This is a genomic window from Brenneria sp. L3-3C-1, assembly GCF_016456245.1.
Lineage (GTDB): Bacteria > Pseudomonadota > Gammaproteobacteria > Enterobacterales > Enterobacteriaceae > Brenneria.
This window is the reverse complement of the sequence record NZ_JAEMHF010000010.1, coordinates 92,999-106,525: the sequence shown is the minus strand read 5'-3', so window position 1 is coordinate 106,525 and position 13,527 is coordinate 92,999. Positions and strand designations below refer to the sequence as shown.

General features: G+C 62.4%; 15 protein-coding genes. 12 read left to right on the top strand and 3 right to left on the bottom strand.

What is annotated here, in order from left to right; all coding sequences use genetic code 11:
* Positions 1–2: 2 nt before the first annotated feature.
* From JG725_RS17030 to JG725_RS17005, 6 genes are all read left to right on the top strand, one after another.
* Positions 3–644: a bacilysin biosynthesis protein BacA gene (locus tag JG725_RS17030; protein ID WP_233356461.1), complete on the top strand. Its 642-nt coding sequence runs from the start codon at positions 3–5 to the stop codon at positions 642–644.
* A 34-nt stretch (positions 645–678) separates the two neighbouring features.
* Positions 679–1,248 carry a carboxymuconolactone decarboxylase family protein gene (locus JG725_RS17025; RefSeq protein ID WP_199378984.1) on the top strand — a complete coding sequence of 190 codons (570 nt, stop codon included), beginning with the start codon at positions 679–681 and terminating at the stop codon, positions 1,246–1,248.
* Positions 1,249–2,205 carry an ornithine cyclodeaminase family protein gene (locus tag JG725_RS17020; protein ID WP_199378982.1) on the top strand — a complete coding sequence of 319 codons (957 nt, stop codon included), beginning with the start codon at positions 1,249–1,251 and terminating at the stop codon, positions 2,203–2,205.
* A gap of 30 nt (positions 2,206–2,235) precedes the next feature.
* Positions 2,236–2,856 (top strand): LysE family translocator, encoded by a 621-nt coding sequence (locus tag JG725_RS17015; RefSeq protein WP_199378980.1) that lies wholly within the window; start codon positions 2,236–2,238, stop codon positions 2,854–2,856.
* A 173-nt stretch (positions 2,857–3,029) separates the two neighbouring features.
* Positions 3,030–4,145: an NAD/NADP-dependent octopine/nopaline dehydrogenase family protein gene (locus JG725_RS17010; protein ID WP_199378978.1), complete on the top strand. Its 1,116-nt coding sequence runs from the start codon at positions 3,030–3,032 to the stop codon at positions 4,143–4,145.
* A gap of 58 nt (positions 4,146–4,203) precedes the next feature.
* Positions 4,204–5,091, top strand: a complete 888-nt coding sequence (locus tag JG725_RS17005; protein ID WP_199378976.1) for a DMT family transporter — start codon at positions 4,204–4,206, stop codon at positions 5,089–5,091.
* Between the two features lie 44 nt (positions 5,092–5,135).
* Here the strand turns inward: JG725_RS17005 and JG725_RS17000 are convergent, their stop codons facing one another.
* On the bottom strand, positions 5,136–6,029 hold the full coding sequence (locus JG725_RS17000; RefSeq protein ID WP_199378974.1) for a LysR substrate-binding domain-containing protein: 894 nt from the start codon (positions 6,027–6,029) through the stop codon (positions 5,136–5,138).
* Positions 6,030–6,153: 124 nt separating this feature from the next.
* Between JG725_RS17000 and JG725_RS16995 the strand changes: the two genes are divergently transcribed.
* The 6 genes from JG725_RS16995 (at position 6,154) to JG725_RS16970 (ending at position 11,945) form a co-directional block, all read left to right on the top strand.
* Positions 6,154–7,533 (top strand): MmgE/PrpD family protein, encoded by a 1,380-nt coding sequence (locus JG725_RS16995; protein ID WP_199378972.1) that lies wholly within the window; start codon positions 6,154–6,156, stop codon positions 7,531–7,533.
* Positions 7,533–8,705 (top strand): FAD-binding oxidoreductase, encoded by a 1,173-nt coding sequence (locus JG725_RS16990; RefSeq protein WP_199378970.1) that lies wholly within the window; start codon positions 7,533–7,535, stop codon positions 8,703–8,705. Before JG725_RS16995 ends, JG725_RS16990 begins: the two co-directional genes overlap by 1 nt.
* The gene (locus JG725_RS16985; protein ID WP_199378968.1) at positions 8,698–8,997 is read left to right on the top strand and encodes a (2Fe-2S)-binding protein; all 300 of its coding nucleotides are present in this window, start codon (positions 8,698–8,700) and stop codon (positions 8,995–8,997) included. The genes JG725_RS16990 and JG725_RS16985 overlap by 8 nt, the downstream gene beginning before the upstream one ends.
* Entirely contained in the window at positions 8,997–10,436 is a 1,440-nt protein-coding gene (locus tag JG725_RS16980) for an FAD-dependent oxidoreductase (protein WP_199378966.1), read from the top strand. The genes JG725_RS16985 and JG725_RS16980 overlap by 1 nt, the downstream gene beginning before the upstream one ends.
* The gene (locus tag JG725_RS16975; RefSeq protein ID WP_199378964.1) at positions 10,382–10,744 is read left to right on the top strand and encodes a RidA family protein; all 363 of its coding nucleotides are present in this window, start codon (positions 10,382–10,384) and stop codon (positions 10,742–10,744) included. The genes JG725_RS16980 and JG725_RS16975 overlap by 55 nt, the downstream gene beginning before the upstream one ends.
* Before the next feature lie 193 nt (positions 10,745–10,937).
* A complete protein-coding gene (locus JG725_RS16970) occupies positions 10,938–11,945 on the top strand; it encodes a tripartite tricarboxylate transporter substrate binding protein (protein WP_199378962.1) in 1,008 nt (335 codons plus the stop codon).
* 68 nt (positions 11,946–12,013) lie between these two features.
* Here JG725_RS16970 and JG725_RS16965 read toward each other — a convergent pair whose 3' ends face one another.
* Together JG725_RS16965 and JG725_RS16960 are read right to left on the bottom strand one after the other, a co-directional pair.
* Positions 12,014–12,478 (bottom strand): hypothetical protein, encoded by a 465-nt coding sequence (locus JG725_RS16965; RefSeq protein WP_199378960.1) that lies wholly within the window; start codon positions 12,476–12,478, stop codon positions 12,014–12,016.
* Positions 12,479–12,810: 332 nt separating this feature from the next.
* Entirely contained in the window at positions 12,811–13,194 is a 384-nt protein-coding gene (locus JG725_RS16960; protein ID WP_233356460.1) for a hypothetical protein, read from the bottom strand.
* Positions 13,195–13,527 lie beyond the last annotated feature (333 nt).

The window sequence follows — 13,527 nt, the reverse complement described above, 5'->3', positions numbered from 1 at the left end:
CTATGGACCGCAGATTACTGAATTTTGGTATTGGTGATTGGTGCGATGTCAACATTCACACCTTGGGACCCAACGGCACCAGCAGTGAAGCGGCCGCCGGATTCTTCACCGAATGGTTCGAGCAACGATATCCCGGCTCACGTGTACGGCTCAACCTCAGTGATTCCTACGAGCATGCCCGTTCCAGCATGGAAACGGACACCCCAGCGGTGTTGATCGTGGCCAATGCCTATCCAGAAATTCACAACTTCTACATGGAACCGCAACTCAGCCTGGTTGCAACCTTTGTATTCGACACACCTTTGTACGGGTTGGTGAGCAAGGGACCGTTGACGACCAGCAAGCCAACCGTCGCAACCCATCCGGCGCCCCGGCTCCTGATCGAGGAGCTATTGCCCCAGGGTCTGGAAATCGGTTCCGTGGTCCTCGCGCTTTCCACCAGTGCCGCCGCAGCCGCTGCAGCCAAGGGTGAGGTGGATATGGCGCTGACCACGGAAGTAGCGGCCAACATCCATGGTTTGCATTTCATCTCCAACACTCGTCCGATCCGAATGCTCTGGTCTGTCTTCGCACACACGCGCTGGAGCACAAGGTTGGCCGAGGCCAGCTCGCGCAGGTTGAGCACAGAGCAACTCGCAATCTGATCGGACTGCCATTGAATCAGCCTTCGAGGTCATTATGTCCATCTTTAAACGACACACAATCGACTCGGCACCGGAAAAAAGCAAAGCGCTACTCCAGAGCTCAATCGACAACTTTGGCTGGATTCCCAACCAGAGTGCCTATATGGCGGAGTCACCGTCATTATTGGCGGCCTATCAGCGAGCACATGATCTGTTCATCGACAGCTCGTTAACTGAGGAAGAAAAGGCCGTTGTATGGATAACCTGCGGTGTCGAAAACAACTGCGCTTACACGGTTCAGGCACATGCCTTCATCGCCTTGTCCAAAGGCGTCGACGCACGCGTGGTTGACGCTGTTGCGCACGCTCCAGCCAACCTCGATGCCCGGCTCCTGGCGCTGCACAACTTCACCCTGAAAGTGATCCACTGCCGCGGTCGCCTCGGAAAGAAGGCAATGGATGCTGTCGTGCAGGCCGGCTTCAGCAAACAAAACATGCTGGACGTGGTTCTCGGCATTTCACAGAAAAACATGTCGACCATCCTGAACAACATTGCTGGCACGGAAATCGATAGTCGCTTCAAGTGGGATGCCTTTCGGGGAATCAAGCAGACAGGCGAGGCTTGAATGATGCTTCACGTGGATGGCGAATCGATCAGGAAACTCTTGGATTTCAAACTAGGCATCCGGCTTAGCGAGGAAGCATTCAGGCTGCACTCTTCGAATCAGGTAGAACAGCCGCTGCGCACAGTCCTCAGAGGAAGCGGTAACGAGCTGATGGGCGTCATGCCTGCCTACATAAAATCCGGCCCCTACCAGGGGTTCGGTTTGAAATCGGTGGTAGTCAGGCTGGGGGCCGAGATTCGTGGCCCGTCTCATATGGGGAGCGTCCTGATCTATGACGAGGCCGGGGCATCCCCGGTCGTTGCTGTCGATGCTGGGGCGATCACTGAAATCCGCACGGCGGCAGCGTCGGCATACGCGACGAGCCTTCTTGCCGCACCCAACGCCAGCCGCCTAGCTATTCTGGGCACGGGCTTGCAGGCCCGCTCCCATCTCCTGGCAATGCAGGCCGTCAGGCCGATCAAACAACTTTCCGTATGGGGACGCACCGAAGCCGCCCGCCAGGAATTTGCCATCTGGAGCAAGCGCTACTGCGATTTTCCGATCTCGACTCACGCCACAGTGGCCGAGGCTGTGCACGACAGCGACATCATCTGCGCCACCACAGCTGCTCGCTCGCCCATCCTGAACCGTACTGACCTGCCTGCACACTGTCACGTCAACGCAATTGGCTCTTCAGCTCTCGGTTTTCAAGAGCTGCACGAAGACATGTATGAGCACAGCGCCTTGTTCACAGACTGCAACCGTTCGGTCCTTGCCTCATCCGAATGCGTGATCAAGGCCGTCCAGAAAGGCCTGTTGACCGCGCAGGACGTTGGGACAGAAATCGGCACCGTCCATGCCAATCGTGCGCTGATTGATGAACGGGGCGTGAGCATCTTCAAGTCAGTCGGATTGGCAGTCCAGGATTTGGTCTTTTCCCGTGAGGCCATAAGGCGGTGGCTATCCACATGCCGCTGACACCCATAACCATTGCATCAGGACCGTGACATGCTCGATTTAACGCAGGTGATTTCCTATTCGGTAGCGCTGGGTATTGCCGCTGCCGTTCCCGGCCCAGGGTTGGCTGCTCTGGTCGCCCGCAGCGTCAGTGGCGGCACCCTGTCGGGCTTCTGCCTACTGCTCGGTTTGATCCTTGGCGATCTGATCTATCTGTCTTTTGCGGTCTTTGGCCTAGCGATGGTCGCGGAACACTTCAGCGCACTGTTTGAGGCGGTACGTTGGGGAGCCGCACTGTATCTCTGCTATCTCGCTTGGCAGTTCTGGTTCGCCAATCATCAGGCGATAGAAGTAGGCAAATCGGCAAAGAAGAGAGAGCTCGTGTCGGCTGCGCTGTCTGGGCTGACCATTACGTTGGGCAACCCGAAGACTATCGCTTTCTACCTGGCGATCTTGCCGCTGGTCATTGACCTGCAGGCGGTCTCATTACAAACCTGGGCGGTGGTGCTGGTGCCCCTTACCGTCTTGGTGCTGTTGAGCGTTGGCGCACTGTTCATTGTCGCCGCGGTGCGTGTCCGACACCTGCTGTCCAGCCCGCGCGCTCAACAACATTTGTTCCGTGGGGCAGCGACGATCATGGTGGCTGCGGCAGCCTCCATGCTGCGTCGCTGAGGTGGACAACTTTCTTGCTCACGATGCACAGGCGTTCCGGCATTGCCGGGCGCGTCTGATGCTCACCGTTCGACCATAGGTTTTCATGTTGTCGAACTTTGCTTGTGATGTAGCAAACAGTGAGGCCAAGGCTCTAGGGCGTCTCTTCGCGAGAGACAGGACGAGGACATTACATGAACATGTCTGTTTCGATCATCGGCGCCGGTCATTGCGGATGCGCGTTCGCCGCCGACCTGCTTGATCGCGGTGCCCGTGTGCTTCTTTATGCCCACCCCAACCACCGCAGCGCGCTCGATGCCATTGAAGACAATGGCGGCCTGCTCGCCTCGGGAATGATCGATGGCGTCTTCCACCCCGAACTGAGCACCGATATCGGAGACGCCGTCCGGTTCTCCAGATACCTCGTCGTCACAGTACCGGCTTATGCCCATGACGACGTGATTTCAGCCCTGTCAAAGCACGACCTCAACGCTCATTTCGTAATTTGCATCACAGGCAACTTCTTCAGCCTCGCGGCGCGTCGGGCGCTGAATGCGGCGGCGATCCTGGAGACCAGTTCCGCCCCGTACGCCTCACGCATCGAAGGTGCCACGGCGACGATTCTTGGCATCAAGTCCGCGATGCCAATCGCATCACTCTTGCCCATCTCAGATGCCGCCCTGCGCGATTGCATCGCCCGCACGTTCTCCATGCCGCTTCAATGGCATCGGCATGTGCTGGAAATCGGCTTTTCCTGTATCACCGCTGTGGTTCATCCGGTGCCCACGCTGATGAATGCAGGGTGGATCGAGTCGACAGGCGGCGACTTTTACTTCTACCGCAACGGCATGAGCCGTTCGGTCGTCAGGGTCATGGAAGGCGTGGACGAGGAAAGGCGCTTGATCGCCAAACAGTATGGCTTTTCGCTGCCAACCACTGTAGAGCTGATGAATCGCTACTACCAGAGCAACTACGCCGATCTAGCTGACTTCGCCAACCGCAGCCCCGAGCACAACCGAACCAAGATGGCGCCAGCGAGCCTGAGACATCGGTTCATAGCCCAGGATGTTCCCTACGTCCTCGTTCCTTGGTACGAGTTTGGGCGCGCAGCAGGCATTGAGGCGCCGTCCATCTTGTCGGTTATCCAGATCGCGTCGCTCATCCACAACGTCAATTATCTGGAGACCGGACGCACATTAGGGCGGCTCGACCTGCATCAGCTCGACAAGCACGGTATCCAGGCTGCACTTGGCGTCAGCGTTGCGCAAGGGCCATCGTCACCGCCCGCCCACATTGCGACGTGTTGCTGAGATGCGCTCAAGGCGCATCGGGTCTCTGGCTCCACTGCACGGGGCCGGCTGCTCGCCATTGCGCGCGATCGCCTACAAGCTCGCCTCGGCGATCGTGCTGGCCTGCATGTTTGCCCTCATCAAGTCGCTCGGCAGCCGCTATCCCATCGGTGAGATCGTCTTCGCGAGATCCATCTTCGCACTGCTGCCCATCCTGTGGCTGCTGCACCACTCCGGGCAATGGGCAACCCTCAAGACCACCCGGCCGCTGGCCCACCTTCACCGATCGGTCGCGGGGACTCTTTCGCTGTTCCTGAGCTTTGGCGCAGTCACGCTGCTGCCGCTTTCCACGGCTACCGCGTTGACGTACGCCGCGCCCTTGTTCATCACCGTTCTGGCGGCACCGATGCTTGGCGAACGGGTGCCGGCCCGTCGGTGGTCCGCAGTCCTGGTGGGATTCGTCGGGGTGCTGATCGTCGTCCAGCCCGACATGGGCGCCGGCCTGCCCATAGGCAAGGTTTTGGGCGTGCTCGCCGCCGTCGCCACGGCCCTGGCACTCATCGCCATTCGCCAGATGGCCGCAACGGAGTCCTCCCTGGCGATCACGTTCTACTTCACCTTGTTCGGCACTCTCATGGGCGCGGCCACGCTGCCGTTCAGCTCGGTGCGCCCCGACGGCATGGACGCGCTTCGCCTGATCGTGGTCGGGCTGCTCGGAGGCGCCGCACAACTGCTGCTGACCAAAGCCTATCACCTCGCGCCTGCCTCCCTGATCGCGCCGTTTGAGTACGCCACCTTGCTGAGCGCGATCCTGCTCGGTTTTCTGGTCTGGGGCGATCTGCCCAACCACGTGGAGTGGATCGGTATTGCAATCATCGTCGCAGCAAACCTTGCGCTGGCCGCGCGCGAGCACTCAACGGCCTTGCTGCAGCAGATGCGCACGCTGGCAAGGCGGAAAGTGAGATGAATCTGCTGACGCCCAGCCTGCGCGCCACGGCCAGCTTAGCCTCGTCATTGCGCCATGCGCAGGGCCAGCAACTCCGCGAACTCGTTTGCCAGCACCATTGGCGGATGATTCGACGGAGTCACGACACCATACTGCGACCGAATGCACTCCTTCAGCGGCCTGACCACACAGCGCGGGTCGCTGATCGGTGCCGGCACCCAGTGCGACACCAGCGCGATACCCGCGCCTGCCGCGGCGAGTGCGCAGGCAATGGAGGACGTCGGGGTTTCGGCGACGACCTGCGCTGCCAGGCCCCGCTGGTTGAAGGCGTCGTCGATCTGGTATCGCACGTAGCTGTGCTGCGAAGGCAGGATCAAGCGCTCGGATATCAACTCGGCCAAGGCAATCTCGGACTGGTCCACCAGACGGTGCCGAGCGGGCAGCACCGCCACCATATCGCCCGAGGGCAACGGCGTGACACTTACACCCGCGCGCGCAAGCGGCAACTCGATCACGCCGACCTCGAACTGCCGCGTGGAAACCAGTTCGGCAATCTGCCGGGATGGCAGCGACTGCACGAACACCGTGGCCTGCGGCCGCTCAGCCATGAACTTCGCGATCACTTCCGGCACCAGCCATTGGGCCAATGCCGGCAGCACGGCGACCTTGAGCGCCCCCGCGCGGTGGTGGCGCAGATCCTGCGCGACCTCGGTAATGCGCTCGATACCGCCATAGATCTGCTCGACTTCACGATAAAGCGCTTCGGCCTCGGCCGTGGGCACCAGACGGCGGCCTTTGCGATGGAACAGCGGATAGCCCAGGCGCAACTCGAACAGCCCAATGGTCCGGCTGACCCCGGGCTGGGTCACGCTGAGCAGTTCAGCGGCCCCGACGACGCTGCCGGACAGCATCACCGCCCGGAACGCTTCGATGTGTCGCAGGTTGATGGTGCTCTTCATCCATTACCTTTAGGCATATACAAGACTCAACACGGTAATAGTCGTGTGAGGAGAACCTCTTTACGATTGCAATAAACCCCAGCATTTCAGATGCAATTGAGGGGGATACCCCGAAGGAGCATAAATGCCACCTAGTTATACATCGAAATCAATCAGCACCATTGCTTCGGCATCTGCGCCAGATTCCACCTCGCACACGCTGGCGCGCTACGCGGTCGGCACCTCGGCTATCCCCCTGTCCAGTACAACGCGCGACACGGCGCTCAAGTGCCTGCTGGACGCGCTGGCCAGTGCCGGCGCCGCGCTGGACCTGCCGGGCGTGAGGGCTGCGCGGGAGGGCGCCGTGCGCCTGCTCGGCCAAGGCCAAGTTCCCATCTGGTTCACAGATAGCCATGGTTCGCTGGGCGCCGCCCTGGTCGCCAACAGCGCAGCCACGGCGGCGCTGGACCTGGACGACGGCTACCGGCGCGCACGTGGCCATCCCGGCGCCGCCGTCATCCCCGCAGCGCTTGCGGTGCTGGGAACAGAGCCGGATCTCCAGGCCGATACCCTCATCGCGGCAATCGTGGCGGGCTACGAGGTGGCATTGCGCGTGGCGATCGGGCGCCCGTCGTATGCCCCATCGGGCGCATGGTCCCCATACGGCGTGATCGCGGCGATCGGCCGCCTGCAGGGCAACAGCGCGGAACACATCGCCCATGCGCTGGCCATCGCCGCCCAGGCAGCGCCGGGGCTGCCTGCGCTGGCGGGCATTGCGGGCTCCGATGTCAAGGAAGGCATTCCTTACGGCTGCCTGGCAGGATTGGCTGCCCTGGAGATGGCCAGGGCCGGCGCGACCGGCCCCCTCGACATCTTTGACGACCCGGCATTGTTCAACGCGCAAGCCATCCTGGACGGCCTGGGCGGCACGCCCTTGATCGAAGGCACCTACTTCAAGCCGTACGGCTGCTGCCGCCACATTCACGGCGCGCTCGATGCCTTCCTCGCACTGCGCCAGTTGCAACCATTCGAGGCCGCAGACATCGTGGCGCTGGATGTTCACACTTACCGGGCCACCTTCAACCTCGCCAACCGGGCCGAACCCGTTTCCCTCGTGGATGCGCAGTACAGCGTGCCGTTCTGCATGGCCGCCGCCGCGCTGGGCGGAGCGCGCGCGCTGCTGCCCTTGAAGCCATCGCAACTGCGCGATCCATCACTTCTGCAACTGGCCCAGCGGGTGACGGTCCACCATGATCCCGAGATCGAGCCGCTGTTTCCCGCTCGCTCGCCATCGCGGGTGACGGTCGTGCTCAAGGACGGCCAGCGTCTGGACTCGCCGGTAGTGGACCCACGGGGCGATCCCATCCAGCCACTGTCCTGGGAAGATCTGGTCGCCAAGTTCCGGCAGGCGAGCGCCCATACGCTGGGCTCGCAGCAGCAGACCGTGCTGGCCAGCCTGGAACGGTTCGCCCAAGGCGATACGGCCCCCTTGAGGCAGGCGCTCGCGCTGCACGGGACGGTGTGATGTCCGCCAGGCAACACCCCTCGACGCTGCCGGCAGGTAACGCGCACCGCCTCGCGCGCATGCCGGCGAGTGGCCCTTTTGACGTGCTGGTGGTGGGCGCCGGTGTCGTGGGCATGAGCGTGGCCTGCGGCCTGCTCCAGCAAGGTCTGACGGTGTGCGTGGCGGACGAAGGCGATATCGCCTTGCGAGCCTCCTGCGGCAATTTCGGCCTGGCCTGGGTTCAGGGCAAGGGCGCCAAGTTCGCCCCCTATGCGCATTGGTCCATCGACGCGGCGGCGATGTGGCCCGGCTTCGCCGACGCGCTGCAACAGTGCAGCGGCGTGGATGTGGAGCTGTCGCAGCCTGGCGGTTTCACGATCTGCACCGACGAGCAGGAGTACCAGCAGCGCGTGGCGATGCTCCATGGCATGCAGCACCAGATGGCACCAAAGTTCCGCTTCGAGGCGCTGTCGGGGCCCGAGACGCAGGCGCGCCTACCGCACGTCAGTCCCCGCATCGCCGGCTCAACCTACTGTCCGCTCGATGGGCACGTCAGTCCACTGCGATTGCTGCGGGCGCTGTTCAAGGCCTTTGTCGCGCAAGGCGGTGTGCTGCTTCCCCGCACGCCCGTGCGCGCTCTGACGCCCCGGCCCGGCCTAGGCTTTCTGGCCTGCACCGCGGGCCAGCCCATCGAAGCCGGCAAGGTGGTGCTTGCAGCCGGGCTGGGCAGCGTGGCGCTGGCCGCCGAAGTCGGACTCAAGGCCCCGCTGCGCCCGCTGCGCGGCCAGTTGCTCATCACCGAGCGCACGGCACCGTTCCTGCACCACCCGACGCTGCATGTGCGCCAGACCGCCGATGGAACCGTCCAGATCGGGGATTCCAAGGAAGAAGTCGGCCTGGATACCGGCACGACGTGGGAGGTGCTGGCACGCATCGCCAGCCGTGCGGTGCTCACCTTCCCGTGCCTGCGCGACGTGCGCGCGGTTCGCAGTTGGGGCGCGCTGCGCGTCATGAGTCCCGACGGCTTCCCGATCTACGACGAGTCGGAGCGGTATCCCGGTGCCTTCCTGGTGACCTGCCACAGCGGCATCACCCTGGCACCCCAGCACGCCGGGCCGGTGGCGGATTGGATTGCCGGCGGCAGCAAGCCCGACGCCATCGCAGGGTTCAGTTCAAGGAGATTCGATGTTTAAACCACTGGATGGGCTTGCGCCCACCCCCACGGTGGAGCTGGACGTGGACGGAACCACGGTCGCAGTCGCGCAAAGCAGGACACTCGCCATCGCGCTGCTCGAAGCGGGCTACCACGCCACCCGCCGCAACCATCGCGGCGAGCCTTGTGCCCCTTACTGCCTGATGGGTGTGTGCTTTGAGTGCCTGGTGCAGGTCGACGGCGTGGACAACGTGCAGTCCTGCCTGGTCAGAGTGCAGGCTGGCATGAAGGTCCGCCTGCCCAACGGCCCCCGGCCGGTGAAGGAGGGATGATGGACTACGACCTGGTGGTGATCGGCGCCGGGCCGGCCGGCATGGCGGCGGCAGCCGAAGGCGCGAACCTGGGACTGAAGGTACTGCTGCTCGACGAACAGCCGCAGGCCGGTGGCCAGATCTACCGACGCGTCCAGCAGGCCAGTCCGCAGGCGGCGCGTGTGCTTGGCAAGGATTACATCGAGGGGCGTGAGCTGGTGGCCCGTCTGGACGCCAGCGGAGCGGACACCTGCTTCGGCGCCTTCGTGTTCGACGTCTCGCCGCAGTTGGAAGTTTCTTTCCAGGCGGACGGCGTCTTCATGCAGGCTCGGGCGCGGCACCTCATCATCGCCACCGGCGCCATGGAGCGCGCCTCGCCGTTTCCCGGCTGGACGCTGCCGGGCGTGATGACCGCCGGTGCCGCCCAGATCGCGCTCAAGGCCGATGCCGTGATTCCGGCGGGGCGCATCGCCATCGCCGGCTGCGGGCCGCTCGTGCTGCTGGTAGCCCAGCAGCTCCTGCGGGCCGGTGCAACGCTGGCGGCCGTGATCGAGACCGGGGAGCCCCGCAACGTGCGCCGCGCCATCGGCAAACTCCCTGCAGCGCTGCGCGCGCACCGTGACCTGCGCAAGGGCGCGGCGATGCTGCTGGGCATACGGGCAGGGCGCGTGCCGTGGTTCAAGGGCAGTGCCGATCTGCGCGCACTTGGCAGCGACCGGCTGCGCGGCATCCAGTTCCAGCACCAGGATGCCCGCAAGGAAATGGAAGTCGACACGCTGCTGGTGCACCACGGCGTGGTCCCCAACCACCAGCTCACGCGCCTGCTAGGCCTGGCGCACCGCTGGAACACCGATCAACTGGCCTGGGAGGTGGTTTGCGATGCGCTCGGGCAAACCTCCAGGCCCGGGGTCAGCGTCGCCGGCGATGGCGCCAGCATTGCCGGCGCCAAGGCTGCCGCCGCACGCGGGGCGCTGGCCGCGCTTGGCGCGGCGCACGCCCTGGGCGTGCCGCCGCCAGAGGAACGGCTGCAACGCTACCGCGCGCGGCTGAAGACGTACACGGCCATCCGCCCCTTTCTGGACACGCTGTACCGCCCGCCAGGCTGGATCGAGCAGCCCGCAGATGACACCACCGTCTGCCGCTGCGAACGCGTGACCGCCGGAACCATTCGTGAAATGGCCGACCTGGGCGCCGGCCCCAACCAGACCAAGTTCTTCAGCCGCTGCGGCATGGGGCCATGCCAGGGCCGCGTTTGCGGCACACCCGTTTCGCAATTGCTGGCACAGCGCGCAGGACTGAGCATCGATCAGATCGGCGCCTACCAGGTCAGGGCGCCGCTCAAGCCATTGCCCCTCTCATTGATCGCCAGTTTCGATCTCAACACACCTTCACCCACCAACCAGCCATGCCCACCACACTCCAGCGCTTCCATAGCAACACCCGGCTCAGCAAAGTCGTGATCCATCCCAGCGGCTTGGTCTTCCTGAGCGGCCAGACCGCCAGCGGCACCACCGCATCCTCCATCGAGGAGCAGACGCAGGAAGTGCTGAGGCGGATCGATGCCTACCTTGCCGAGGCGGGCACCGGCAAGGAAGGCATTCTGTCGGCAACGATCTACCTGCGCGAGATCAGCGACTTCGGCGCCATGAACCAGATCTGGGAGCGCTGGGTACCTGCAGGACATGCGCCTGCACGCTGCACCGTGCAGGCGCAGTTGGCCTCGCCGCAACTGCGCATCGAGATATCAGTGACTGCAGCAACCCAATAGCTGGCATCGCCACGTGATCGGCAAGAGGCTGCACCGCCCGTCAATCCCTTTGCTCCCTCCGCAGTCGACATAACAAGCAGGCATAAACAGCCCAACGAATTTGCATATTCATATTCTGCTGATTCATAAAAAATCAACATACCGCCTGGCTGCCTCAGTCGTCTTTTAACCCCCCCTTTAATGAGGTTCCGTAATGAATGCACCGATTCAGACCATCCCCTGCGCCAATCGCCGAACCATCCTGCGTTTAGCGGGATGTGCAGGTCTTCTTCCCCTTTTGGGGTTTGCACAGGGAAAAACCGAATATCCAACCAAGCCGATTCGATTCGTCGTCCCTGCGCCGCCTGGCGGTGGAACCGACGTCGTGACCAGGCAGATAGGCAATGCCTTGTCGACTTCACTCGGGTGGACAGTGGTAGTCGAAAATAACCCCGGAGCGGGAGGCAATATCGGGCTCGACCGTGTGGTGAAGGCACCCAAGGACGGATACACCATTGCCATGGGGGAATCCAGCAACCTCACGGTCAATCAGTTTCTCTACAAGAACATCCCTTTCGCCATCGAGAAGGATTTGATTCCGGTTTCCCTGATCGCCAAGGTGCCATTGGTATTGCTGGCCTCCGGCAAGGGGGCACACCAAAGCGTCGCCAACCTGGTGGAAGCTTCCAAGAGCAAGCCACTGACGTTCGCATCGTCGGGCAACGGCACCCTGGGGCATCTGGCGGGCGAGTTGTGGAAGAAAACCTCCGGACTGGACTTGCTTCACGTTCCTTATCGTGGCGCGGCTCCGGCCATGTCGGATCTGAGTGGCGGGCACGTGGATCTGTTCTTCGCCTCGATCACCGCAGCACTCGCGAGTATTCAGTCCGGGCTGGTTCGCGCGCTGGCCGTCACGACCGCGGAACGTGCATCGGCACTTCCCGACGTCCCAACCATGGCCGAAGCCGGCTACCCGGACATCGAAGCGGCGGTGATCTTCGGCGTGGTCGCCCCCACTGGTACGCCGCAGGAAGTGGTCGCCAGGCTCAACCAGGAACTCAATGCCGCGTTGCAGCAGGCCAGCCTGCGCCGGGCGCTCCTTGATCTGGGAGCCATTCCGGAGTCCTTGGGTGGCAGCGTCGAGACGTTCGCGGACGTTCTGCACGAAGAACGGCTCAAGTGGGGCGAGGTCGTCAAGGCGTCCGGCGCGACGGTCGATTGACTGCCCCGCCTGCACTGGGAGAACCGCCCAGACCTCTGCATCGGCATGTCAGAGGTCACGGTCATGCGTCATGAAGCGCTGGCGGGCACTCTGCCCTCCAGAGAGGTAATCCCGACGCTGTGCAGGCAATGGGGGTTGTCCTGGCGGAAGGAAAAACTCAGTTGCCCCCAAGGCTGCGTGCTTTCCCATACGGCCGATTCATTGGCCGAACGGCCACGTGGTCCCGAGCGCAGTTGCAGCGTGCCGTACTGGGCCTTGATCTGGTCATGTGTGATGCACGCTCCACCCAAGTACAGACCGACCACAGTCTTGGACTGGGTAGTGGCACTGGGCCTGGAGGTCAGACCCACCTGTTCGACACGCATGTGGCCGCGCAGGGTCACCGGGCCGCCGGCCCAACGTGTCCGAGCCGCAGTCTGTTCCTCGACCTGTAGGGAGGTACCCAGCGCCTGCCCCACCTTCTGCGGCGTGAAGGGAATTTGCTGCCCCAGTTGGTCAATGGCTTGCCAGAGTGTCAGCGGTTCTTGATTCATTGGCCCCTCCTTGGGGGTGGTGGCACCCGGCGCCGCATATGCCGCCACGCCAGTCAGGCAAAGCAAGACGAAACACAACAAGGACAAGGGTGCCCTACCTCGATCCAACATGATTGCCATACCCACTGAAGTAATAGTCGTTTGTAGTTCAACGAATGCTGCCTGTATTCACCGCTGCATCAGGCCGTTTTGCTTCATCTGCTGTGATTGTTCTACCTGCCGCACCGCCATTCAACGCAAGTATTTCTCGGCAGAATTCATGCAGACAGTCCCTAGCGTTGAGGAGGCCTGTTCAGAGTGTTGTCCGAGGAGACCGCCCAACTCCGAGAGCGTCAATGAAATCCGCTTGAGACCACCTCATGCTGCATGGCATCAGTATCGAGGTCGAAGTCCCGTAGTCGATCCAGCAGCGCATGAAACGCCTCATCGCCCCCGACCATTCTGGAGAAAATGGCACATTGCCATAAGAGGGAATCCAGCAGCAGTCGCTGTTCGCCCTCGGACGGGAACTGCTTCACGCCGGAAAGAATGAGTTGATATGCCGTCTCGGCGTATATGCTGGGATTGGCGTATTTTTCCGAACGATCCATGTCGCTCTTACCCCTGATCGCATTTAGCTTTACCGCTGCCTGGCTCGATGGCGGCGACCCGCAGGGGTGAGAAACCGGCTGATACCAGACCGGCCAGACGCGAACGCCTGCCCTACGGATCGCCATAACGCGACCCGCTCGGTATCAAATTCGAGTTCTCACACCCGGCGCCGATATGCGGCGCTCGGCAAGGATTGCACACGGCTATTTGCCTTGGCAACCTAAAAGCGGTGGCATTCCCGAGAGATAGCTGTCCCTTGTATGCACCCGGCCCGAGTCTCAAGTCGTTCAATGCTGCCACTTCAACAAAGGGGCACCGACCGTACCGTATTGACAGTGGCTGGCACGATTGCACAGCGCTATATCAAAGGGTTTCAGCAAGGGGTAAAGGGTTGGAAGGGTCAATGGAATGGGGCCAAGGGGAATGGCCCTATCTGGAAAAGGAAAAGGCCCACCTTA